This is a genomic window from Sulfitobacter sp. W027 (assembly GCF_025143985.1).
In the GTDB taxonomy this organism is placed as follows: domain Bacteria; phylum Pseudomonadota; class Alphaproteobacteria; order Rhodobacterales; family Rhodobacteraceae; genus Sulfitobacter.
In genome coordinates this window covers 2,190,185-2,212,687 of record NZ_CP083564.1, presented here as the reverse complement: position 1 = coordinate 2,212,687, position 22,503 = coordinate 2,190,185, and the positions used below count along the sequence as shown (strand labels likewise).

Annotated in this window: 20 protein-coding genes; 10 read left to right on the top strand and 10 right to left on the bottom strand. The window is 61.2% G+C overall.

Annotation, left to right across the window (positions count from 1 at the left end; translation table 11 throughout):
• The first annotated feature begins 22 nt into the window (after nt 1–22).
• Both K3759_RS10815 and K3759_RS10810 read left to right on the top strand, forming a co-directional pair.
• Nucleotides 23–640, top strand: a complete 618-nt coding sequence (locus K3759_RS10815) for a hypothetical protein (RefSeq protein ID WP_259981735.1) — start codon at nt 23–25, stop codon at nt 638–640.
• Between the two features lie 203 nt (nt 641–843).
• A complete protein-coding gene (locus tag K3759_RS10810) occupies nt 844–1,224 on the top strand; it encodes a hypothetical protein (protein WP_259981734.1) in 381 nt (126 codons plus the stop codon).
• A 57-nt stretch (nt 1,225–1,281) separates the two neighbouring features.
• Here the strand turns inward: K3759_RS10810 and K3759_RS10805 are convergent, their stop codons facing one another.
• A complete protein-coding gene (locus K3759_RS10805) occupies nt 1,282–2,457 on the bottom strand; it encodes a dipeptidase (protein WP_259981733.1) in 1,176 nt (391 codons plus the stop codon).
• Between the two features lie 127 nt (nt 2,458–2,584).
• Between K3759_RS10805 and K3759_RS10800 the strand changes: the two genes are divergently transcribed.
• Nucleotides 2,585–2,854, top strand: a complete 270-nt coding sequence (locus K3759_RS10800; protein ID WP_259981732.1) for a DksA/TraR family C4-type zinc finger protein — start codon at nt 2,585–2,587, stop codon at nt 2,852–2,854.
• A gap of 69 nt (nt 2,855–2,923) precedes the next feature.
• Here K3759_RS10800 and K3759_RS10795 read toward each other — a convergent pair whose 3' ends face one another.
• From K3759_RS10795 to K3759_RS10775, 5 genes are read right to left on the bottom strand one after another with little or no spacing between them, the layout of a single operon-like run.
• Entirely contained in the window at nt 2,924–4,741 is a 1,818-nt protein-coding gene (locus tag K3759_RS10795) for a M3 family oligoendopeptidase (RefSeq protein WP_259981731.1), read from the bottom strand.
• 56 nt (nt 4,742–4,797) lie between these two features.
• The gene (locus tag K3759_RS10790; protein WP_259981730.1) at nt 4,798–6,396 is read right to left on the bottom strand and encodes an ATP-dependent DNA ligase; all 1,599 of its coding nucleotides are present in this window, start codon (nt 6,394–6,396) and stop codon (nt 4,798–4,800) included.
• The gene (locus tag K3759_RS10785) at nt 6,393–7,397 is read right to left on the bottom strand and encodes a ligase-associated DNA damage response exonuclease (protein WP_259981729.1); all 1,005 of its coding nucleotides are present in this window, start codon (nt 7,395–7,397) and stop codon (nt 6,393–6,395) included. The genes K3759_RS10790 and K3759_RS10785 overlap by 4 nt, the downstream gene beginning before the upstream one ends.
• Before the next feature lie 57 nt (nt 7,398–7,454).
• Nucleotides 7,455–8,402 carry an alpha/beta fold hydrolase gene (locus K3759_RS10780; protein WP_259981728.1) on the bottom strand — a complete coding sequence of 316 codons (948 nt, stop codon included), beginning with the start codon at nt 8,400–8,402 and terminating at the stop codon, nt 7,455–7,457.
• A complete protein-coding gene (locus K3759_RS10775; RefSeq protein ID WP_259981726.1) occupies nt 8,402–8,692 on the bottom strand; it encodes an SCP2 sterol-binding domain-containing protein in 291 nt (96 codons plus the stop codon). The genes K3759_RS10780 and K3759_RS10775 overlap by 1 nt, the downstream gene beginning before the upstream one ends.
• Nucleotides 8,693–8,766: 74 nt before the next feature.
• On the opposite strand from K3759_RS10775, the gene K3759_RS10770 reads away from it, so the two are divergent.
• The 5 genes from K3759_RS10770 (at nt 8,767) to K3759_RS10750 (ending at nt 13,923) form a co-directional block, all read left to right on the top strand.
• Nucleotides 8,767–9,324, top strand: a complete 558-nt coding sequence (locus K3759_RS10770) for a tetratricopeptide repeat protein (RefSeq protein ID WP_259981725.1) — start codon at nt 8,767–8,769, stop codon at nt 9,322–9,324.
• Between the two features lie 15 nt (nt 9,325–9,339).
• Nucleotides 9,340–12,324: a helicase-related protein gene (locus K3759_RS10765; protein WP_259981724.1), complete on the top strand. Its 2,985-nt coding sequence runs from the start codon at nt 9,340–9,342 to the stop codon at nt 12,322–12,324.
• Nucleotides 12,325–12,708 (top strand): RNA-binding S4 domain-containing protein, encoded by a 384-nt coding sequence (locus K3759_RS10760; protein ID WP_259981723.1) that lies wholly within the window; start codon nt 12,325–12,327, stop codon nt 12,706–12,708.
• 52 nt (nt 12,709–12,760) lie between these two features.
• Nucleotides 12,761–13,096, top strand: coding sequence for a ferredoxin FdxA (gene fdxA, locus K3759_RS10755; RefSeq protein ID WP_067262482.1), 336 nt, complete (start codon nt 12,761–12,763; stop codon nt 13,094–13,096).
• Between the two features lie 314 nt (nt 13,097–13,410).
• Nucleotides 13,411–13,923 (top strand): CarD family transcriptional regulator, encoded by a 513-nt coding sequence (locus K3759_RS10750; RefSeq protein ID WP_007120274.1) that lies wholly within the window; start codon nt 13,411–13,413, stop codon nt 13,921–13,923.
• Nucleotides 13,924–13,975: 52 nt separating this feature from the next.
• On the opposite strand, the gene cobS is transcribed toward K3759_RS10750, so the two are convergent.
• Nucleotides 13,976–14,782: an adenosylcobinamide-GDP ribazoletransferase gene (gene cobS / locus K3759_RS10745; RefSeq protein WP_259981721.1), complete on the bottom strand. Its 807-nt coding sequence runs from the start codon at nt 14,780–14,782 to the stop codon at nt 13,976–13,978.
• A 79-nt stretch (nt 14,783–14,861) separates the two neighbouring features.
• Between cobS and cobT the strand changes: the two genes are divergently transcribed.
• Nucleotides 14,862–15,875 (top strand): nicotinate-nucleotide--dimethylbenzimidazole phosphoribosyltransferase, encoded by a 1,014-nt coding sequence (cobT, locus tag K3759_RS10740; RefSeq protein ID WP_259981719.1) that lies wholly within the window; start codon nt 14,862–14,864, stop codon nt 15,873–15,875.
• 34 nt (nt 15,876–15,909) lie between these two features.
• Here cobT and K3759_RS10735 read toward each other — a convergent pair whose 3' ends face one another.
• A complete protein-coding gene (locus tag K3759_RS10735) occupies nt 15,910–17,823 on the bottom strand; it encodes a monovalent cation:proton antiporter-2 (CPA2) family protein (protein WP_259981717.1) in 1,914 nt (637 codons plus the stop codon).
• An 18-nt stretch (nt 17,824–17,841) separates the two neighbouring features.
• The gene (locus K3759_RS10730) at nt 17,842–18,297 is read right to left on the bottom strand and encodes an Lrp/AsnC family transcriptional regulator (protein ID WP_173487698.1); all 456 of its coding nucleotides are present in this window, start codon (nt 18,295–18,297) and stop codon (nt 17,842–17,844) included.
• Between the two features lie 138 nt (nt 18,298–18,435).
• Between K3759_RS10730 and hppD the strand changes: the two genes are divergently transcribed.
• Nucleotides 18,436–19,530 carry a 4-hydroxyphenylpyruvate dioxygenase gene (gene hppD, locus K3759_RS10725; RefSeq protein ID WP_259981715.1) on the top strand — a complete coding sequence of 365 codons (1,095 nt, stop codon included), beginning with the start codon at nt 18,436–18,438 and terminating at the stop codon, nt 19,528–19,530.
• Between the two features lie 81 nt (nt 19,531–19,611).
• Here the strand turns inward: hppD and K3759_RS10720 are convergent, their stop codons facing one another.
• On the bottom strand, nt 19,612–22,431 hold the full coding sequence (locus K3759_RS10720) for a hypothetical protein (protein ID WP_259981714.1): 2,820 nt from the start codon (nt 22,429–22,431) through the stop codon (nt 19,612–19,614).
• Nucleotides 22,432–22,503: the final 72 nt, after the last annotated feature.

Sequence of the window (22,503 nt, the reverse complement as noted above, 5' to 3'; positions counted from 1 at the left end):
TTAGGTCTGATCGCATCCTTGCATGAATAACATGTATACAGGTACTGATGCGCATACTCAATTTATTTGGATGTTGTTTATGCCTATTGATGCCCCTTTTTTCGATCCTGAGATGACCTCCATCCGGGCGGTGATTCCGACCCCGCGCGGCGGGAACCTGGCAATGACCGGCTTCCCGGGGCTGCTGACCCATGTCGATGGCTCGACCTATCTCGACCCGCAACAAATGACCGAGACACTGGAAGGGCTGTACGCGGTCGATGCGCATCGGTTGCTTATCCTGACAGAAGAGGCAGAGCTTCCCAAAGATGCTTTCCCTCTGATTGGGCAAGTATCGCAGAAGGTCGGCCTAGAGCTCCACTTTGCGGAAATTCAGGATTTCAACGTGCCGGGGGAGGCTTTTCTAAAGCAGTGGCCCGATCTCCGTGATCGGTTTGTGCAAGCGCTGGATGCCGGAGAGACGGTTGCGCTGTCGTGCCAATACGGGGCAGGGCGCAGTGGGCTAATTGCGGCGTGGCTGCTGATGCGCGCAGGACTTCCGGCGGCAAACGCCATTGCTTTAGTACGAGCACATTTCCCTGAGGCAATCGAAAATCGACTGCAAGAAAACTGGCTGCTGAACCGGGAAGAAGGCTATTAAAGCGCCCGTTCGGATAGGTTTCATGAAATAATTTCTGCAAATTATACGAAAGCCCTATTGTCGGCCTATTGTTGCCTCATTCTTGCCACAATTGAGCCCGACAACATGTATACAGCTTGGGCAAACGGCGACGCCACTGACGAAACGCAAAAGCCCATAGGAAGGGAAGACTTGAACACAGACGACTAAGAAGAGGATCAGACATGCTAACCCGCCCCCTAGTACCAGAAAAATCCGCCCCTATCGCGTCCCTGACCACAGGCGACATTATCCGGCGCACGCGAAGCTATGATCCCGTTACCGTCTCCTGTTCATCCGGCCCCGTTGCCTTTGAAATTATCGAAGCGCGTTTTGAGAATGTTCACTTCGCCCGCGACTTCGGCAAAGTAGAGGCGATGGTCGAAGTGACCTACAGGCGCCATCCGGCAGAACAGACGCGTAGCGTATGCCTGCGGGCCAACGTACCCCTACGCCGCATCGGTCAGCGCCAGGAGTTACGCCAACGGCTCATCCAAAGTGCCGTTAACCTATCCACCCTGTTCGATCGTCTAAATGGAGGAGATACCACCCTGCGCGCTGCTTAACTTACAGCCCAATGCCTAGCAACTGCACCCCCTTCTGGGGGTGCTTTTTTATGCCTGTTAGTTCAGCCGGGCCCGTAGGACGCGGAGCATATTCTCCCCCATCACTTTGCGGATCTGCGTCTCGGTTAGTCCGGCATCTATTAAGGCTTGCGTCAAGGCGGGCATTTCCGACGTATCAAAAGCCGTTGCGACCGAGCCGTCAAAGTCAGAGCCAAGCGAGACATGGTCGATCCCGACCACCTCAATTGCTTTGACGATCATTCTGGCAATCCCCTCGGGTCGGATGTCACCGCAGGCCACCTCGTCCCAATACCCCATGCCGATCACACCGCCCGTGGCCGCGATCTCTTGCATCAGATCATCGGGGAAGTTGCGTTTCACATCGCAATGGGCACGCACGCCGGTATGGCTAACAACCAGCGGAATCTTTGTCATTTCAAGAACATCGCGGGCAACTTGCGGGCTGGAATGGGCCAGATCAAGCACCATGCCGCGTTTGGCCACCTCTGCCACAACCGCACGGCCAAAGTCGCTAAGCCCGTGATCGCCCTGCCCATGCAGCGACCCGCCGAGTTCATTGTCGAAGAAATGGTGCAGCCCGATAACGCGGTGCCCGGCGGCTTCGATCAGGTCGAGATTGGCGAGGTCCCCCTCAAGAGGATGCGCACCTTCAATGCCCAAAATGCCGCCGACAACCGCTTTGCCCGCTTTGCGTTCGGCCACCAGCGCCTCAAGGTCAGCGCGGCTGCGGATGATGCGAAACCTGTCCGGCAGGGCCGCTTCGACTTCATGCAGACGTTCCGCTTGATAAAGCGCGCGTTCAAGCAGGCTGTTCCATGTGCGGACCGGCCAAAGCTGCCCGACCGCGAGTGCGGTGATATTGTCGAAAGCGTCGGCTGAGTTGATTTCGTAATTCTGCCCGGCGGGCGATTTGGTCACAGCGGTAAAGACCTGCAGCGCCACGCCGCCTTCAAGAAGCCTTGGCACATCAACCTGACCATAGGCGCCCCTTTGAGTAAGATCGCGATCCCACAGAAGCGGGTCTGCGTGCCAATCGCCGACAATCATCTGTCCATGCAGCGCGCGTGCGGCGTCAGAGACGGGGTAGGGGTCATGTGCTGCCACCGCATTGCGGGACTTTTCAACATAGGCCGGCGCGAAGGCGAAAAACCCGATAGCGGCCAATAAAACGACCGCCAGCAGCCCGGCTAGGATGATCTTGATAATACGCATGTCCCGTCCCATCTAATGAATGGGACGAAACGTAGCCTCCCGTCTGGCGCGAATAAAGCGTGACGTGGCGCGCGTCTGACCCATATCAATCAAGATAAAGCAGCAATTCCCGATAGGAGGGCGTGACATGGCAGGGGGATGGGCGCGCGATGGCGCGGTGAGCGAGCAGATTGAAGCATCTATTACGGACGAGCTTGCACGGCTTAAAGCGCGCCGCGCTCCGGTGGGCGAAAGCCTGACCCATTGCGCCGAATGCGAAGAGCCGATCCCCGAAGCGCGGCGCATTGCGCTGCCGGGGGTGAAGCTTTGCATCGATTGTGTGCGAGAACGTGACGGCCAAAAGCAGTTCCGCGGCGGGATCAATCGACGCGGATCGAAAGACAGCCAGCTAAAGTAGGCGCGGCAACATCGGATGTCGTGGTGCAGTGAGGGTCAGCCAGTGACCCTCACGCGGCTCGCTGAGGCTTTATTCCATCGCCTCAAGCTCGTCAATCATGCCAGAGATCATCGAAAGCCCCTTGTCCCAGAAAGCCGGGTCAGAAGCGTCGAGTCCGAAGGGGGCCAGAAGCTCTTTGTGGTGCTTCGAGCCGCCCGCTTTCAGCATGTCGAAATATTTTTCTTCAAAACCCGCTTCACCCTCGGCATAGACCGCGTAGAGCGCATTCACCAACCCGTCGCCGAAGGCGTAGGCATAGACGTAGAAGGGTGAATGCACGAAGTGGGGGATATAAGCCCAGAAGGTTTCGTAGCCCTCCATATACTCGAACGCAGGCCCAAGGCTTTCCGCCTGCACGGACATCCACAGCGCGTTGATGTCGTCGGGGGTCAGCTCCCCGCCACGCCGCGCTTCATGAAGTTTGCACTCGAAATCGTAGAAGGCGATCTGGCGCACGACCGTGTTGATCATGTCCTCGACCTTGCCTGCCAGCAGCACTTTGCGCTCGGCTTGGGTCTTGGCCTTGTCGAGCATTTTGCGGAAGGTGAGCATTTCGCCGAAGACCGACGCGGTTTCGGCCAGCGTCAGCGGAGTAGAGGAGAGCATTTCGCCCTGATCGGCAGCCAGAACCTGATGCACGCCGTGGCCCAACTCATGTGCCAGCGTCATCACGTCGCGTGGTTTGCCCAAGTAGTTAAGCATCACATAGGGGTGCACGTTGGTGACGGTGGGATGCGCAAAGGCACCCGGTGCTTTGCCCGGTTTCACGCCTGCGTCGATCCAGCCCTTGGTGAAGAACGGCTTGGCCAATTCACCCATGCGCGGATCGAAGGCGGTATAGGCTTCCATCACGGTCTCTTCGGCCTGCGCCCAATTGACCACCTTTGGGTCTTCCATCGGCAACGGCGCATTGCGGTCCCAGACCTGCATCACATCAAGGCCGAGCCACTTGCGCTTCAACTCATAGTAGCGGTGGCTTAGCTTCGGGTAGGCCTCAACCACAGCGTTGCGCAGGGCTTCGACGACCTCGGGCTCTACGTGGTTGCTTAGGTGCCGCCCGGTCTGCGGCGTCTCCATCCCGCGCCAGCGGTCGATGACCTCTTTCTCTTTTACCTGCGTATTGTGAACGCGGGCAAAGGTGCGGATGTTGGCGCCCAGTACCTCGGCCAACTCCCGCGCACCCGCCTCGCGCTTGGCACGGTCGGGGTCGGTGAGCAGGTTCAACGTGCCCTCAATGGTCAGTGTCTCGCCATCGACCTCGAACTCCAGGCCGGCGATGGTCTCATCGAACATCCGTTCCCAAGCATCGCCGACGACGCCGAGATCATGGAGGAATTTCTCCATTTCGTCGGACAGCTGATAAGGCTTCATGGCGCGGATGCGGTCAAACACAGGCTTGTAACGTGCAAGATCGGGGTCTTGGTCGAGCAGGTTGGCCAGATGATCGTCGGGCAGTTTGTTCAACTCCAATGTAAAGAACACCAGCGGCGTGGTATAATCGGTGATCTTTTCCTGCATGTCGGACATGAACTTGGCGCGGCCCGAGTCCGTGGTCAGTTGGTAATAGCGCAGGCCCGCGTAGGACATGATGCGCCCGGCGACCTGATTGATCTTTTCGTTACGCAGCACGCAGTCGAGCAGCCCCTTGGCGTCCAACTCGGCCAGTTTGCCTTCGTAGTCCGCTGCAAAGCTCGCGCAGGCTTCTTCCAACCAGTCCAGATCGCGCTTCAGTTCCGCTGCATCTTCGCTCGTGTAAAGATCGCTCAGGTCCCATTCCGGCAGATTGCCAAGGTCCTTGCCCCCGGCAGTGGCATTGGCGTCGCGAAGCGGGAAGGGAAGCTGAAACATCGGTGTACCTCATTTGCGTTTCGTCACATCTATGCGCCCTTAGGGGCGGGAACAACCTATCCGTAGATGCGCAGCATCTCTTTCAGGTCATCCAGCGTGTTTGCCTCTTGCAGCGGCTTGTCCTTGCGCCAGCGCAGCATCCGCGGAAAACGCAGGGCCACACCGGATTTGTGGCGCGGGCTGGGCTGAATGCCCTCAAAGGCGATCTCGAAGACATGATGCGGGGTAACCTGCCGTACCGGGCCAAAGCGTTGCAGAGTGTTCTTGCGCACCCAAGCGGTGATCGAGCGGAATTCGGCGTCCGTGAGGCCCGAATAGGCTTTGGTGAAGGGGACAAGATCGTTGCCGTTCCAGACCGCGAAGGTAAAATCGGTAAAAAGGTTTGCCCGGCGGCCAAAGCCCGATTGCGCGTAGATCATCACCGCGTCGATGGTCAGCGGGTCGAGCTTCCATTTCCACCAGTCGCCCTTTTTGCGGCCCGAAAGATAGGGGCTGTCGGCGCGTTTGAGCATCAGCCCCTCGGCTTGGGCCTCGCGGGCGGTGTCGCGCAGGTCGGCCAGTTGGTTCCACTCGGTGAACTGATGCTGCGGCGAAAGGCGCACGGGCGCGTCTGCGGGCAGATCGTCGGCGGCCTGTTCCAGCAGCGCGCGGCGGTCGGCGAAGGGGCGGTCGCGGATGTCCGCGCCCTGCCATTCCAGCAGGTCGTAGGCGTGGAGTACCACGGGGGCTTCTTTTAGCAGCTTTTTCGGCACCGTCTTGCGTCCGATGCGGGCCTGTAGCGCGTTGAAGGATGAAGGGAACTCGGCCTCCGGCTGCCAGACCAGCAACTCGCCGTCCAGCACCGTGCCGGGGGGCAGGTGGTCAGCAGCGCGGGCGAGTTCGGGGAAACGGTCGGTCATCAGTTCCTCGCCACGCGACCAGACAAAATAGTTCCCATCGCGCAGGATCAATTGACCCCGGATGCCGTCCCATTTCCATTCCGCCCGCCAGTCGGTCGGGTCGCCCAAGGCTGCCGGCCCGTCCTCTAGCGCATAGGCGAGGTAGAAAGGGTAGGGGCGTGAGGCGTCGGCGCTGGCGTCTTCGGCCTCGATCAGGCTGTGCCATGTGACGTCATCAGGGTGCCAATTTCCCATCAGGCGATGCGCCATTTCCGGCTCGGGCCGTCCGGTGGCGCGTGACAGGGCGCGGGTCATCAGCTTTTGACTGATGCCGATGCGAAAACCGCCGGTGATAAGCTTGTTGAAGAGGAAGCGTTCGGTGCCGCCAAGTTGCTGCCAGGCTGACAGAACAAACGCCTTGCGCGCCGCGTCGTCTTCCTCTTTCAGCCCGCGCAGGGCGTTGATCCAAGAAGTCAGCGTCCCGGTGTCGGTGCTGTCGACCGGGGGCAGGACCAATGCGATGGTTTCGGCCAAGTCCCCGACAATGGCGTAGCTGTCCTCAAACAGCCACAGCGGCACGCCGGACGCCTCAGACGCCCATTCGCGCAGGCGCGTTGTCGTCACCGCACGTTTGGGACGTCGGCCTGAAAAGAGGGCGACGGTCCAAAGCCTGTCGGTTTCTTCAGCCGTGGTGAAATAGTCGGCAAGCGCGGCGACTTTGACCGTGGTCTTGGTGGTCTGGTCTACGGCGTTGAAAAGAGCGGCAAAGTCCTTCATTCGCTGTCGCCTCCGTCGCTGTCGAACTGGGTCGGAACGACCTGCGCGTTCCAGCCTTGCTCGTTCAAGTATCGCGTGAAGATATCCGTGTAACCGTGCGTCACATATATGTTTTCCGCATCTGTTTCGCGGATTGCCCAAAGCAGCCCTTGCCAATCCGCATGGTCCGAAATGACGAATCCCCTGTCCCCCGCGCGCCGCCTGCGTACGCCGCGCAGCGACATCCAGCCTGAGGCGAAGGCGCTCTCCTGCGGTCCAAACCGCCGCGCCCATTGGCTGCCCAAGGCCGAAGGCGGGGCGAGCACCAACGCGCCGGGGTGTTCTTTGGGGGCGAGGTCGGGGGTGACGAGCACTGTGCCGGGCAGGGTGATGCCTTGACCGCGCAGCACCACATTGGTGTTCTCAACCGCCGTGTGGGTCAGGATCGGGCCGATTTCTGGATCGAGCATCGACAAGAGCCGCTGCGCCTTGCCGAGAGAATATGCCCCGAGGAAGGCCGTCCTTCCAGCCGCCTTGCAACCTGCCCACCAAGCGTTGATATCCGCCGCGACGTCCACCTGCGGCGCCCAGCGAAAGACTGGCAGGCCAAAGGTGCTTTCGGTGATGAAATGGTGGCATTTGACCGGCTCAAAAGGCTCTGACATGCCGTCGTCGATCACCTTGTAATCGCCTGACGCAACCCAGACCTCGCCGCCGACCTCGACCCGGATCTGCGCGCTGCCGGGCACATGGCCGGCGGGGTGGAAAGAAACCGTCGCCCCGCCGATCTGCCGCGTCTCGCCATAGGCGATGCCGTCGATGGCGATCTCGCCCAGACGGTGGCGCATTACCGGCAGCGCGGCGTGAGTGGCCAGATAGCTGCCCATCCCGTCGCGGGCGTGGTCGGCGTGGCCGTGGGTGATCAGCGCCCGGGCGACGGGGCGCCAAGGGTCGATGTAGAAGTCACCGGCGGCGCAGTAGATGCCGTTTTCGGTGAAGCTAAGGACGGGTTCGCGTGTCATGCCAAGCAATCTAGGCGGCGCGGGCCGATTGCACAGGAAAATGACGCGGGCGAGGGGTTATCCGGTAATATTGCCCAGATAGAGCTTTTCCAGCCCGTCGAAGATCGGTTTGCGCAGCTCCGGGGTTTCGAACAGCACTTCGTGCTCACCGCCCGGCACGATTTCCAACCGCCCGCCTTTCCACTGTGCCATGCGCGCGTGCACCCGGTCGGTGGCGACGATACGTTCGTTGCTGCCAAGGAAGGTGACACAGGGAATGTTGGGTGCCGAGCGCCCGGCGAGGTGCTTCGTCTCGGCTAAAGCTTCGCGCAGCCAGACAAAACTGGGGCCGCCGAGGCTGAGCTCATGATGCGCGGCCAGTTGATCGCGCATCATGTCGTACATTTCGGGGTCAGTGGTCAGCAGATTGTCTTCGAAAGGGGCTATGGCCGGATAGGCGTCGATCTTGGTGCCCGGGGGCAGGCGGTGGCCTTGGCCGACCCGCGGCATGAACTGCGCCAAAGACCACGCAATAGCGCGCAACCGGGGGGCGACATAGATGCCCCACATCGGGCCGGTGAAGGCCACGGCCTGAACCGGCAGCCCCTCCATCACGGCACGCAGCCCGATGCAGCCGCCCATGGAATGGGCCAGCAGAAAATAGGGGCGCGGCAGGTTTAAGCTGCGCGCGGCACGCAGCATGGCGGCGACGTCTTTCTGGTAGTCACTGAAAACATCCACATGGCCGATCCGCGCGTCCGGCAGCATCCGGTCGGCAAGACCCTGACCGCGCCAGTCGATCGCCATGGTGGCAAGGCCGCGCCGCGCCAGTTCGGCGGCGCAAAGCCCATATTTTTCAATATACTCCGTGCGTCCGGGGAAAAGCAGCACAGTGCCGCGCGCGCCAGCGCAAGGCCAATGACCCAGCCTGATCCGCTTGCCATCCGATGTCTCGGCCCAATGGGCTTGGCCCCCTTCGGGGCCGGGGGCGATATCGGTGTAAAGCGGGGCCGGGTCCAGCTGCATCAGCCGAGAACAGCGGCGAGTTTCATCGCCATGCCCATATCGCCGTCGATCTTGAGCTTGCCGGTCATGAATGCGGATGTCGGGTTGGTGTCGCCCTCAAGGATCGACTGGAAAGTTTCCGTGTCGGCGCTGAGCGTCACGTCGGCTTCTTCATCCGCGGCGCGGGCGCCGTTTTCGTCCATCATCACGGTGCCTTCACCTTCGATGTCGAACTTGGCCGTGCCGTCAAAATCGCTGCCGGCCAGCTTTTCGTTCAGCACCACTACCGCTTCGTTCACAATATCGCTCATCGCTCGCCCTTTTTTGGCATTTGGCCCCGCTACGTCTGGAATTGCGGCGGCAGCCTGTTACATTCAGTTTTGTTATGCGCATCATACCCGTCAACCTCAAACATACCGTTGCGGCAGTTGGTAGCTTTGTGTTGCTTGCGGGCATGGCCGTGGCCGAAATGGCCCCGCCAGAGCTTATGCAAAAGCTGCGCAAGGCACCTGCCGCCGAAGCCCCCGGGATCGCTCATGAGATCGAGGCGTATTGGCAGCGGTCAGGCTCGGCTGCGATGGATTTGCTGTTGGCGCGCGGGCGAGAGGCCATGGCGGACGGTGATCCGCGGCAGGCAATTGAGCATTTGACGGCGCTGACCGACCATGCCCCCGATTTTGCCGAAGGGTTTCATACGCGGGCGCAGGCCTATTATGGGGCTGACCTCTATGGTCCTGCGCTGGATGATCTTGAGCGGACGCTGGCGCTGAACCCCGACAATTATAACGCGATCTTCGGCCTTGCCGTGATGCTGCAGGAGTTTGGAGATCTGGGCCGTGCGGCGGAGATGTACCGCAAAGCGCTGGCCCTCAACCCGCATCACGAAGACGCTCGGTCGGCCCTTGAGGGGCTGCGCCGGGACGGCATCGGACGCGAGCTTTAATTCAAGGATAAACAGGTGGCAGGCAACAAGCGCGTCGTGGCCGTTCTCGGCCCGACAAATACCGGTAAGACGACCTATGCAATCGAGCGGATGCTGGCGCACCGGACCGGGGTGATCGGCCTGCCGCTGCGGCTGTTGGCGCGTGAAGTCTATGACCGGATCGTCAAGGCGCGCGGGCCATCGGTCGTGGCGCTGGTCACGGGCGAAGAGCGGATCGTGCCGCCGCGCACGCAGTATTGGGTCTGCACGGTTGAGGCGATGCCCCAAGAGATGGGCGCGGATTTCGTAGCCATTGATGAGATTCAGCTCTGCGCCGACCCCGAGCGCGGCCATGTGTTCACCGACCGCTTGCTGCGGGCGCGTGGTCTGCATGAGACCTTGTTCATGGGGTCTGATACGATGCGCGGCACCATCGCGGCGCTGGTTCCGGGTGTCGATTTTATGCGCCGCGACCGGATGAGCGAATTGGTCTATTCTGGTCAGAAAAAGATAAGCCGGATGAAGCCGCGCAGCGCTATTGTCGGGTTTTCAGTTGAGAATGTATATGCCATCGCTGAGCTGATCCGCCGCCAAAAGGGCGGTGCAGCTGTGGTGATGGGCGCACTTTCACCACGTACGCGCAATGCGCAGGTAGAGATGTACCAGAACGGAGAAGTCGACTATTTGGTCGCCACCGATGCCATCGGCATGGGGCTTAACCTTGATGTCGATCACGTCGCCTTCTCGGCGCTTAGCAAATTTGATGGGCGGCGGATGCGTCCACTTGCGCCCAATGAGTTGGCGCAGATCGCGGGCCGGGCAGGGCGCGGGTTCAAGTCGGGCACCTTTGGTACCACCGGCGATGCGCCCGCGCTAGATGACGGGGTGGCGCGGGCAATCATGGACCATAACTTCACTCCACAGAACAAGGTGAACTGGCGCAACCACGCGCTGCAATTTGGCAGTATCGATCGACTGATCCAAACCTTGGAGATGCCCCCAGAGGACGAGCGCCTTGTTCGGGCGCGCGAGTCCGACGACTTGAAGGCGCTTAAGGCGCTTGCGCAGGTCGACGAAGTTTTTGCCCGCGCGACCGACGGCGCGTCCGTACGCTTGCTCTGGGATGTCTGCCGCATTCCCGATTTTCGCGGCATCAGCCATGCCGAACATGCGGGGCTGTTGGAGACCATTTTTAACGACCTGCACCAGCGCGGATATATCCCCGACGATTGGCTCGCACGACAAATCAAGAGAATTGATCGAACCGATGGGGACATTGATGCGTTATCCAAACGACTCGCGTTTATTCGCACATGGACCTACGTTGCACAGCGCAAAGGCTGGACAAAGGACGAAAGTCATTGGCGCGACACGACGCGTGTCGTAGAAGACCGCTTGTCGGATGCTCTTCACGAGCGTTTGACTCAAAGATTTGTAGATCGGCGTACATCCGTATTGTTGCGCCGGCTTGGACAGAAGGAAGCCATGGTGGCCGATGTAAACGAGACCGGTGAAGTCACCGTTGAAGGTGAATTTGTAGGCAAGCTGGACGGGTTCCGCTTTCGGGTGGACAAAGGCGCAGGTGCGGCCGAGGACAAGACGGTGAAAACCGCAGCCTTGCAGGCCTTGGCTCCGCAGTTCCATCTGCGCGCCGATCGGTTCTACAACGCGCCGGATACAGAGATTGATTTCACCGAACAGGGCGGCCTGATGTGGGGCAGCGCCGCGGTTGGTAAACTGACCGCTGGCAGCGATGCGCTGAAGCCGCAGGTTGAGGTCTTCGTTGACGATATCGCCGGTCCCGAAGTGGCGGAAAAGGTGAAACGTCGTCTGCAACACTTCATCGACCGCAAGGTCGCCGCGTTGTTCGAACCCCTTCTGGGGCTCAGCAAAGATGAGACGCTGACCGGCTTGGCGCGAGGTTTTGCTTTTCAACTGGTGGAAAATTTTGGCATCCTGCCGCGCGCTCAGGTGGCTGAGGATGTGAAGTCGCTCGACCAAGACGCCCGTGGCGCGCTGCGCAAACATGGCATTCGCTTTGGTCAGTTCACGATCTTCATGCCGCTGATGCTGAAGCCCGCGCCGACCCGTCTGCGCTTGGTGCTGTGGTCGCTGACCAAAGGGCTGAACGAATTCCCTGAATCGCCCCCTCCCGGTCTGGTGACCATCCCCGTTGAAGCGGGCGCGCCCGAAGGGGCCGAGACGATGTCGGGCTACCGCAATGCAGGCAAACGCGCGATCCGCATTGATATGCTAGAGCGTCTGGCAGATATGCTGCGCGCAGAGGATTCTCGTGGCGGATTTGAGGCCAAACCCGACATGCTCTCGATCACCGGCATGACGCTTGAGCAATTCGCTGACCTGATGGAGGGGCTTGGCTATAAGGCTGAGAAAGACGAGCGCACTAAGGTCAAGCCTGTCGATGTGGTGATGCCCAAAGACGGCAGCCATAATGCGATGGATGCTTCTGCAGATACCAACGTCCCTGAAAAGCTCGACAGTGATCTCGCGGCGGATGACGCGGCGGATAAGCCGATCATGGATGTGGCAGCGGAAGAGCCAGCGGGCGGTATCATTGAGACCCCCTCGGATGAAACCAACCCCGATGACCGCCCGGCGGACGTGGCACAGATGCCTGACGACGGTATCGCGCCGATGGCCGACGTTGCAGCAGAAGACACTGAGGTTGAGGCCGACATTCCCGAAGTGCCAGCGGAAGAAATCCCGCAGGGCACAGCCCCCGACGCCGATGTCGCCGGGCCGGAGATGGAAACCTACTACATCTTCACATGGGCGCGCAGCCCGCGTGGCAATGCAGGTGGTGGCCGGCGCGGCGGTGATCGCAACCAGGGACAGGGGAAGTCACGTAGCAAGCCTGCCAAGGGCAAAGGGCGCAAGCCCGGTGGCGACAAGAGTGGCAAGGCACAGAACTTCTCGGCCCGTCCGCCACGCAAGGAAAAGCAGATCGACCCCGACAACCCCTTTGCGGCAGCGCTGATGGGGCTGAAGGACGACAAGTAAGTGGAGGCGGGCGCGAAACTGCGGCTGGACAAATGGCTGTGGCACGCCCGCTTTTTCAAAACCCGTTCGCTCGCTGCCACTCAGGTGGCGGGCGGCGCGGTGCGGATCAACGGTACGCCCACGCAAAAACGCGCCAGCAATGTGGGCCCCGGTGATGTATTGACCTTCGCGCAGGGCGATCACGTTCGGGTGATCCGGATCGAAGCCATCGGCCAGCGCCGTGGTCCCGCGCCGGAGGCACAAATGCTTTACACCGATCTGTCCCCGCCACAGCCAAAACCAAAGGACATACAGCCCGAAAATCCCGGATATGAGGGAAAGGGCCGCCCGACCAAGCGTGACCGTAGGCAGCTTGATCTTTCTAAGGCGCGCTACCTTGAATGATCCCGCGCACCGGTTTAGCTAGTCCTCCATACACCCAGCCAGAGTTTCCCGCATGACCTATATCGTGAATGACGCCTGCATTGCCTGCAAATACACCGACTGCGTCGAAGTATGTCCGGTGGATTGCTTCTACGAAGGCGAGAACATGCTGGTGATCCATCCCGACGAATGCATCGACTGCGGTGTCTGCGAGCCGGAATGCCCCGCTGATGCCATCCGTCCGGACACTGAGCCGGATATGGAGAAATGGGTGGAATTTAACCGGAAGTATTCCGAGCTTTGGCCTGTCATCATTACCAAGAAAGACCCGCTGCCCGAGGCAGAGGAGATGGACGGCAAAGAAGGCAAGATGGAGCTCTTCTCCGAAAAGCCGGGCGAAGGCGGCTGATCTCCGCTGATTCGCGTTTTTCGGGGTCTCAAGGGGCTTTAGGTTTTCGAGCTAAACCCCTGAAACGACCAGAAATTCACCAAGTTGACCTTGGGGAAGCTTTCGGATGGCGTGATTCTGTGCTATGATGATTGCAAGCTGTAACACACGAGCCAGATAATGTTTCGACCCCGCTGCCAAGGTTGACTTCACAATTCTAGATTAGACGCACCCGATCGCAGGCCGTTCAGGCTGCGCATCGCATGCGTTTTACGTGCTGTTCAGGTATATGAGTTAATGGCGGGGCATCCCCCGCGCGCCAAGGAGCGATCTATATGACCAAATCGAAGAAGCTTGATTTCCGCCCCAATGAATTCGTTGTCTACCCCGCCCATGGCGTGGGTCAGATCGTCTCGATTGAGGAGCAGGAAGTGGCCGGCATCGCGCTGGAGCTGTTCGTGATTTCCTTTGAGAAAGACAAGATGACCCTGCGGGTCCCGACCCATAAGGCGACCGAAATCGGCATGCGTGCGCTGTCCACGCCCGACGTGATCAATCACGCGATGAAGACCCTCAAGGGCAAGGCCAAGGTTAAACGTGCCATGTGGTCGCGCCGCGCGCAGGAGTATGAGCAAAAGATTAACTCCGGTGACTTGATCGCCATTGCCGAGGTTGTGCGCGATCTGCACCGTACCGACGACCAGCGCGAGCAGAGCTATTCCGAGCGTCAGCTTTACGAAGCTGCACTTGAGCGTCTGACCCGCGAAGTGGCCGCTGTTTCGGGTGGCGATGAACTTGCCGCCGCGAAACAGGTTGGCGATGTGCTGGAAAGCCGCGTCGCCGCCTAAGGGCTTCGCACGTTGAGATCAAGCCGCGTCTCTCTTAGGGCGCGGTTTTTTGTTAGGGAATGGCCTGCCAGCCGTAGGCCATCATCTGACAGCCGGTCAGCAGCGCAATCTCGGTCACCTGTTGGGTCGCGCCCAGCACATCGCCGGTCTGCCCACCAACCTTGCGTTTGGCGATCTGCCGCACCACCAGCGCGGCTAGCAGCCCCAGCAATACCAAACGCCACGCCGAAACGACCGGTGCCACCACGATCACCACCACGCCGATCAGAACCGCCACCGCCGTCGCCAATTCGCCTGGGCGGCCCGTGCGGTCTGACAGCCCGTCGCGGCGCGCCGTCGGTAGGCTGTCCATCACCCAGACCATCGCGGAGCGTGAGCCGCAGGCGGCGATGACCAGTGCCCAGATCAGTGCCTCATCGGTGATTAACTCGCTGATCAGATACCACCGCAGCAGCAGCGAGAGGACCAGCGCCACGACGCCATAGGTGCCGATCACACTGTCTTTCATGATGCGCAAACGTTTTTCAGCGGTCCAAGCGCCCCAGAAGCCATCGGCGCAATCGGCGAGACCGTCCTCATGCATCGCCCCGCTGAGCATCACCAGCGCCAACAGCACGAAAGCCGCTGCCAGCGGCGGGGTTGCCCCCATCCACGTCAACACCAGCCCCGCGGCCCCGGCGATCAGCGCCAAGGCGATCCCCACCAGCGGATAGGCCCAAGCGCTGCGGGCCGGGGGGCGGTGCGGCTCGGTCTGGAAATGGAAATGCGGCAGGGGCAGGCGGGTCAGCAAGGCGAAGGCCACGGCGATATCGCGGGCGCGAAAGGCCTGCCTGAGGGCGGTGATGTCAGGAATGGCCATTATTTTGCCCCTTCGGCACTTTCAGTACCGACAGGCTAAGGCTAGAAACGGTTGGATATCAATCCGCAAAGGGCCGCATATGAACACGTCTTTCGCCAGTCTTACCGAATTTCGCAGTCTTCTGCGCGCCATGCCCGATTGCGACAGTACCGCGATGGAAGAAGCGCGGGCCCATGATAGCATCCTCACCAAACCCCCCGGCGCGCTTGGCCGGTTGGAGGATCTGGCGATTTGGTACCGAGGTTGGCGCGGCGGCGCACGGGCTGAGATTACAGCGCCGCAGATCATTGTTTTCGCGGGCAACCACGGCGTTGCAGCGCGGGGTGTATCGGCGTTCCCGGCTGAAGTGACAGCGCAGATGGTGGCGAACTTCCAGCACGGCGGGGCGGCGATTAACCAGATCGCGCGGGTGAATGGGGCAAGTCTTGATGTGGTCCCGCTGTCCTTGGACAGGCCGACTAAGGACTTCACCGTGGAACCGGCAATGGAGGAAGATGAATTTGTTGACGCGCTGCGGGCAGGTTGGGAGGCGGTGAATGTCGACGCCGATCTTTTAGTCGTGGGCGAAATGGGAATTGCCAACACCACATCTGCGGCAGCTCTAGCCAGCGCGCTTTTGGGCGGCGGGGCTGAGTTCTGGACCGGACGCGGCACCGGTGTGGATGACGCGGGACTTACGCTCAAGACCGAGGTGGTGGCCGAAGCTGTGGCCCTGCATGGGGACAAAGGCGATGGGCTTGAAACCCTGCGCCGTTTGGGTGGCCGCGAACTGGCTGCCATGGCCGGGGCCATGGCGCGTGCGCGTGAGCTGCGCATCCCGGTGATCCTTGACGGCTTTATCTGCTGTGCTGCGGCGCTCTGCCTCGTGCGCAGTGCACCGGGGGCGTTGGAGCACACCGTTGCGGGCCATCTCAGCGCGGAAAGCGGCCATCGCCGCCTGCTGGGGGCTCTAGACAAGGAACCGCTGCTTGAATTGAACCTGCGTCTGGGGGAGGGGTCCGGCGCGGGGCTGGCGATCGGCATTCTAAAGACTGCACTCGCCTGCCACGCAGGCATGGCAACCTTTGCCGAGGCGGGCGTCAGCGACGCCTAAAACGGTCTGTGGCGGCCCGTTTCGGGCCGCCGCGTCAGGCGCTTTTCTTGGCTTTGTCTTCGCTCAGGTTCAAAAAGGCAGTCTCTAGGTCTTTCTGCAACTCTTTGGCGCGGGCGACATAGGCCGCGTTCTGCGAGGGCGGCACATCGGGCCGCCAAAGTGCCGCCAATTCACGGACCGAGGCGCGGTCATGGGCGTAGAAAAGCTTTTGTGCTTCATTTGCCTCGAAGTCTGAAAGCCCCATATTTTCCAGCACATAGCGGCCTGCACGTAGAGAGCTGTCGAACATCTCGCGCACGATGTCGTTGGCGCCGGCCTGATAGTGGCGGTAAACCTCGGTACGGTCGCGCGCACGGGTGACGATATGCAGGGAAGGGTTCTCCTTCCGGGCGTAGGAGATCAGCGACACCGCAGCCTTCGGATCATCAAGGGCCACCACCAGCACGCTGGCATCCTGCAGCCCCGCTTTGCGCAGGATGTCGGGCCGTGTTGGATCTCCCAGAAACCCTTTGAAACCAAAGCGGCGCATCACGGCGATGGTCTCGGGATTGTGGTCCAGCACGACAGTGGCGAAACCGCTGGCCTGCACCATGCGGTTCACCATCTGACCAAACCGACCCACGCCCGCGATGATTACCGGTCCACTGCTGTCAATTTCATCCGCGACAATGGGGCTGCTGTCATCAAGCCGCTTGCTGATGAGATCATAGAGGATGAACAGCAAAGGCGTGATCAGCATGGTGAGTGCCACCACCAGCAGCAGCGTCTCGGCAATCGGGTCCGGCATGACCCCGGTGGCGAGGGAGAAGCTGACCAGCACAAACCCAAATTCGCCGGCCTGCGCCAGCGCCAAGGTGAACAACCAGCCATCGCGCCCTTTAAGGCGGAATAGGCGCCCCAGCACCATCAGGATCAGCGCTTTTACTATGATGACCAAAAGCGCCATGCAGATCAGGATCAACGGCTCTTCAAAAAGCAGGACAAAGTTGATCCCCGCGCCCACAGTGATGAAGAACAGCCCCAAGAGCAGCCCTTTGAAGGGCTCAAGGTCAGTCTCCAGTTCATGGCGGAACTCGCTGCTGGCCAAGACCACACCGGCGAGAAAAGCGCCCAGAGCAGGCGAAAGGCCGACCACCGTCATCAGCGAAGAAATCCCCACCACGATCAGCAGCGCCAGTGCCGTGTACATCTCGCGCAGTTTGGCGAGGTGGATGTAGCGAAACACGGGCCGGGTCAGGTAAATACCGACGAGGATGATCGCCGCCACGGCCCCAATGGTCACCAGTGTCACGCCCCAGCCGGGCAGGCTTTGTACAAAGGTCTGGGCGGCATGGGCGGCGTCATTGGCGTGGCTGGCCTCTGCGCTCAGATGCGCATTCTCAACCTCTTGAGGATCAAGCGAAATGGCCCCGTTGGGCAGGATCCCCCCGGCAAGCCCTGTCGCCAGCAGCGGCAGGAAGGCGAGGATCGGGATCACCGCGATATCTTGGGTCAGCAGCACCGAGAAGACGGATCTGCCCCCTTGCGTTCGCATCAACCCTTTCTCCGAAAGGGTCTGCAGCACGATCGCAGTGGAGGAGAGTGAGAGTGTCAAACCAATCGCCAGCGCCACGCGCCACGGCTGGTCATAGGCCATGGCGATGGCCATCAGGGCAGCCGTCGACAGCAGCACCTGCAATCCGCCCATGCCTAGTAGCCGATGCCGCATGTCCCACAGCGCACGGGGTTCCAGCTCCAGCCCGATGAGGAACAGCATCATAACCACACCGAATTCGGCGAAATGCTGCACGTCCTTCGTCTCGGACCCGACCAGCCCTAACACCGGGCCGATCAGAATGCCTGCGGCTAGATAACCCAGCACCGACCCCAGACCCAATCGCGCGGCAATCGGCACGGCGATCACGGCGGCGGCCAGATAGACGGAGGCTTGGAACAGGAAACCTTCCATTGCGGTCCTCTCTCAGGGTCAAGTGGGCAGCGGCCCGTCCTGTTTCAGTTGGTCCATGACGATCTGACTATGCACCCGGCTAACGGCCTGATGCGGCAGAAGGACATCGTGAATGAGCCTGTTAAGGCTTGGCAGATCGTCACAGTAGACCCTCAGGAGATAGTCCGCATCCCCCGTCATCGTCCAGACGCTCACAATCTCGGGACGGGTGGCCATAAGCCGCGCAAAACTGGCCGAATGTTCCGGCCCATGGGTGCCCAGATGCACCTGCACAAAGCCCTGTACGTTGAGCCCCATCCGCACCGGATCAAGCCGGGCATGATAGCCGCGAATATAACCGTCTGCCTCCAACCGCTGCCGCCTGCGTCCGGCTTGGCTGGAGGAGAGATTAAGCTGTTGGCCCAGCTCCTGCGCCGTGAGGTGAGCGTTCTTTTGCAATGCTGTCAGCAGCCGCCGGTCTGTTTCGTCCAACATAATGCGCAATTCCCGCGTGGTTTGGATGTAGTATGCGCTGTCCACGTGAAGAAGACCACAACCATGCCGCAAAATGCGCAAACTGCGCAGGGCGAGCGTCGTATTATGAGGCAAATCCCAAACGCAAAGGAGACTGACATGGGCCCTTTCCCACATGACGCCCCGAAATCGACCATCACGGCAGAGAACCCCGCCGGCACCGATGGTTTTGAGTTTGTCGAATTTGCCAGCCCCGATCCGCAGGCGCTGCGCGATGTCTTTACCAAGATGGGCTATGCCCATGTTGCCAATCACAAGACCAAGAAGATCGAACTTTGGCAGCAGGGTGACATCACCTACGTGCTGAACCACGACCCCGAAAGCTTTGCCGCGCGTTTTGTCGAAGAGCACGGCCCCTGCGCGCCCTCCATGGGCTGGCGTGTGGTCGATGCGCAAAAGGCGCTGGAACATGCGGTGGCCAAGGGCGCCGAGGAGTATAAGGGCGAGGGCAAGGTGCTGGACGTGCCCGCGATCATGGGGATCGGTGGCTCGTTGATCTATTTCGTCGATCAGTATTACGACACTTCGCCCTACAACTGGGAATACGACTGGGTTGCGAAATCCAAGCCGGAGGGGGTGGGCTTTTACTACCTCGATCACCTTACGCACAATGTCCACAAAGGCAATATGGACGTCTGGTTCAAGTTCTACGGCGACCTGTTCAACTTCCGCGAGATCCGGTTTTTCGACATCGAAGGCAAGTTCACCGGTCTCACCAGCCGCGCGCTGACCTCGCCCTGCGGGCGCATTCGCATTCCGATCAACGAAGACCGGGGGGAGACAGGTCAGATCGTGGCCTACCTGAAGAAATACAACGGCGAGGGCATCCAGCACATCGCTGTGGGCGCGCGCAATATTTACGACGCCACGGATGCGATTGCCGACAACGGGCTGAAATTCATGCCAGGCCCGCCCGAGACCTACTACAAGATGAGTAAGGACCGTGTGACCGGCCATGAAGAGCCGCTGGACCGGATGCAAAAACACGGCATTTTGATCGACGGCGAAGGCGTGGTCGACGGCGGCGAGACGCGCATTTTGTTGCAGATTTTCTCGAAAACCGTGATTGGCCCGATCTTTTTCGAGTTCATCGAACGCAAGGGCGATGACGGTTTCGGGGAGGGGAACTTTAAAGCGCTGTTTGAATCGATCGAGCAAGAGCAGATCGACAATGGCGAGTTGGAGACCTCCTAACCACTGCCCATTCTGGGAGGGATGAGAGGGGCGCTTCGGCGCCCCTTTTTACGAGAGAGGTATAGGGGGTCCGCGCCCGCCTCAGTTCGGCATCTTCAGCACGACATTGCGGCCCCGGCGCACATAGCGCAGTTCACTATCGCCAATTGCAGAAACGCGACCCCCATCGATACGGTCGCCGACCTCAACCTTTTGATAGCGCCCATTGCTGAGCCGGACCAAGGCGCGGCGGTTCGATGGTTTGCCGTAAACGCCGATCAAATTGACATCCCGCAGATTGATCGCGTTTTTCACTGTGGCCTGTTTCGCAACCGACGTCTTAGACGGAAAGCGCGGCTGCACGGCTTTGGGCGCCACACTGGCGACCTGTGCAGGCTCCGGGCTGCGGGCGGCGCGCTTTACAATCCGGTCAAAATTGCGGGGCCGTGTGTCGGGGCGGCGCGATTGGGTGGTGGCCTGCTTCGTGGCATTCTGGATCGCCGGTGGGGTGGCGAGGGCGGCGGCAACAGCGTCGCTGGTGTCTATCGGATCGATTGTGACCTCGGGCGGTGCCGCGGCGGCAAGTGCGTCCTCTGCCTCTTCCTGAACGGACTTTGGCCGCAACTGCGGACGCAGCCCGGCCAACTCAGAGCGCGTCAGACCGTCAAGCTGCGCGCGTTCGGTGGTCTCTTCCAGATCATCGGGTCGTGTGCGAGGTCGGGCCTCTGCCAAGGCGCTGTCGACCTCCGGGGCCGCCGGCTCGACCTCAGGCCGGGTCAATGTGACGGGAGGCTCGGCGGTGGGGCGGCCAAGGTAGACCAGATGCCCATCGGGGCTCAGCGCACCTTGGGCTGTAGGTTTGACCAGACCGCGGGCGTCCAGCGCAAAACTCGTGCCTGCCGCCGCCGGGGAGTTCACCGCGCCCGGTGCCGCATCAGTGCCAAAGCCGCTGGCGGGAGGGAGGGCCACGGCGTCGGTCGTGGTGCTGATCGGGTCAATGCTGGTGAGGTAGAGATCGTCAATATCGATGGCCGCTGCCGGGGCCGGGGGCACATCTGGCGCGCGCGCCCAGATGCCGGTGGTGGCATATTTCGCGTCGATCTCGGCCTCTGTCATCTCAGTGATGGGGCGCGGTTCAGGATCGCGCAGCGCGTCGAGGACTGCCCCATCCTCATCGGTCAGCCCGGCGTCCAACGCAGCCGTCTCGATCGCATCCGGCCCGGTAGGTTCCGGGGGGAGGAGGGTGATATCTTCATCGATGTCGGGAGTATCCGCAGGGGCCAGAGCTTCGGCAGTGCTGCGGGGGCTGCGGTCGCCAAAGAGCCGCGAGAGTGCGCTGCCCTCGTCTAGGAAGATCGATGCCCAGGCCGCAACGCCCGCGAGGAACACCAAGAGTGCCGCTGTCAGGATCAGGCCAAGAAATCGCGGTTTGCCGCCGACTTCGTTGCGTCGCCGCGCCCCGAAAACGGTCATTCGGTCAGCTTCTGAAGTGCGCGCGGCAGTGGCCGGAGTGACGGTCGACCGGCGATCTTTCGAAGGTTTGGGCTTGCGCCGGCTTAAGAACGCGCCGCCCGACGGCGAAGGCTCGGGCGTCAGGGAACTGCTGTCGGGCTGCGGGGCTGCGGCCTCTGTCGCGGCGGCGGCGGTGGCCGCCTTAACGGGCATCTGTGGGGCGAGCGGGGCGGCAGCGGGTGAGGGCGCACCGATGGGGAGCGATGGGGTGCTGGGCGCAGGTGCAGGTTTTGGTTCCAGCCTGGGAGCAGGCGGGGGCGGCGGTGTCGCCCGGCTCGCCCCGCCAAGATTGGGCGCAGTGTCGGTGCCGCTGCGGCGCGTCGCGAAACCTGCCGCCGGGGCGCTGCGCGAGGGCGGCGCCGAGAAATCAACCTTGCGCGAAGGCTCTGGCCGCGCAGAAGCGGCCGGCTGCGCGGTTGCTTCCGCCTCGACGCTCGCGACCGCAGCAAGTGGCGCCGCGGAAGCTGCAACGCTGCCGAACGCGGGCGGGGTTGGCTTTTCGTTCGCCTGAGCAGTCGCAGGGGCATCGAGTTTCGGCAAATCCTCCGCCAGCGGCGGCGGTGTTTCCTCTGGCGTTGGGGCCATCATAGCCTTTGCAGAGGCATCCGCTGTCTTCGGTTCCTCCGCAGGCACGACCAGTTCGGGCAGGTCCTCATTGAGGGGAGGAGGCGTCTTTTCGGGTGTCGCCTCTAATGCTGCTGCGTCAGTGGCACCCTGCGTTTGATTGGGAACTTCAGCCGGCGGCGCATCCTCGGGCGTGGCTGCCAACTCTGGCTCTGCCTCAGGCGCGTGGACTACGGGCGTCGTCTCATCCGTATCGACGATCGCGCCCTCGGGCGCGCTCGTCTTCCCGGAGATCTCGATAGGGTCCGCTTCGGGCTCCACGGTTTCTCCGGGGTCCAAAAGCTTTGATGCGGCGTTGGTTATGCCGAAATGCGGCGCACCGCCGAAGGTATGGGCGGCAGGGGCGGCGGCAAAGCTGACCGGGTGGAAACGGTGCTCGACCGCGAAGGCTTCGGCCTCTTCCAAGGTCTCGCGCGCCACGGCGGCCACATGGCTTTGCGCACCATCGGCATGGACGTCGAACACCAGATCGGCCACCGCATAGGGCGTGGCCCCCTCCAATGCCGCCACTGCCGCGGCACGGCGGGCGACGGGGTCCATTCCGGGCGTGTCGATTGTCAGATATTTGATCTGAGCATCAGGGATCAGCAGCAAGCTGCGTAGCCCGCCGGGTTCCAACGCCGTGGCGGTTTTGCGCAAAACCGCCAGTTCCGCCGCCAGATCGGCACTGTCGAGCGCCACTTCGCCAACAAGCCGCCACCCGCCCGTAGTACGGTGGAGCAAACGAATGCCGTCGAACGACAGGGAAAGGGTAAAATTCGGCTTCATCGCTGTCGACTTTAGCATGGGGTCGGGCGCACTTACAGACGCGCCGCAGTCATCGCGAAGGATAGAGCAGGAGTTCGCCCAAGGAAAGGG

Coding starts and splice junctions, on each gene's coding strand:
- K3759_RS10815 (WP_259981735.1), top strand. CDS start 23: ATGAATAACATGTATACAGGTACTGATGCGCATACTCAATTTATTTGG.
- K3759_RS10810 (WP_259981734.1), top strand. CDS start 844: ATGCTAACCCGCCCCCTAGTACCAGAAAAATCCGCCCCTATCGCGTCC.
- K3759_RS10805 (WP_259981733.1), bottom strand. CDS start 2,457: ATGCGTATTATCAAGATCATCCTAGCCGGGCTGCTGGCGGTCGTTTTA.
- K3759_RS10800 (WP_259981732.1), top strand. CDS start 2,585: ATGGCAGGGGGATGGGCGCGCGATGGCGCGGTGAGCGAGCAGATTGAA.
- K3759_RS10795 (WP_259981731.1), bottom strand. CDS start 4,741: ATGTTTCAGCTTCCCTTCCCGCTTCGCGACGCCAATGCCACTGCCGGG.
- K3759_RS10790 (WP_259981730.1), bottom strand. CDS start 6,396: ATGAAGGACTTTGCCGCTCTTTTCAACGCCGTAGACCAGACCACCAAG.
- K3759_RS10785 (WP_259981729.1), bottom strand. CDS start 7,397: ATGACACGCGAACCCGTCCTTAGCTTCACCGAAAACGGCATCTACTGC.
- K3759_RS10780 (WP_259981728.1), bottom strand. CDS start 8,402: ATGCAGCTGGACCCGGCCCCGCTTTACACCGATATCGCCCCCGGCCCC.
- K3759_RS10775 (WP_259981726.1), bottom strand. CDS start 8,692: ATGAGCGATATTGTGAACGAAGCGGTAGTGGTGCTGAACGAAAAGCTG.
- K3759_RS10770 (WP_259981725.1), top strand. CDS start 8,767: ATGCGCATCATACCCGTCAACCTCAAACATACCGTTGCGGCAGTTGGT.
- fdxA (WP_067262482.1), top strand. CDS start 12,761: ATGACCTATATCGTGAATGACGCCTGCATTGCCTGCAAATACACCGAC.
- K3759_RS10750 (WP_007120274.1), top strand. CDS start 13,411: ATGACCAAATCGAAGAAGCTTGATTTCCGCCCCAATGAATTCGTTGTC.
- cobS (WP_259981721.1), bottom strand. CDS start 14,782: ATGGCCATTCCTGACATCACCGCCCTCAGGCAGGCCTTTCGCGCCCGC.
- cobT (WP_259981719.1), top strand. CDS start 14,862: ATGAACACGTCTTTCGCCAGTCTTACCGAATTTCGCAGTCTTCTGCGC.
- K3759_RS10735 (WP_259981717.1), bottom strand. CDS start 17,823: ATGGAAGGTTTCCTGTTCCAAGCCTCCGTCTATCTGGCCGCCGCCGTG.
- K3759_RS10730 (WP_173487698.1), bottom strand. CDS start 18,297: ATGTTGGACGAAACAGACCGGCGGCTGCTGACAGCATTGCAAAAGAAC.
- hppD (WP_259981715.1), top strand. CDS start 18,436: ATGGGCCCTTTCCCACATGACGCCCCGAAATCGACCATCACGGCAGAG.
- K3759_RS10720 (WP_259981714.1), bottom strand. CDS start 22,431: ATGCTAAAGTCGACAGCGATGAAGCCGAATTTTACCCTTTCCCTGTCG.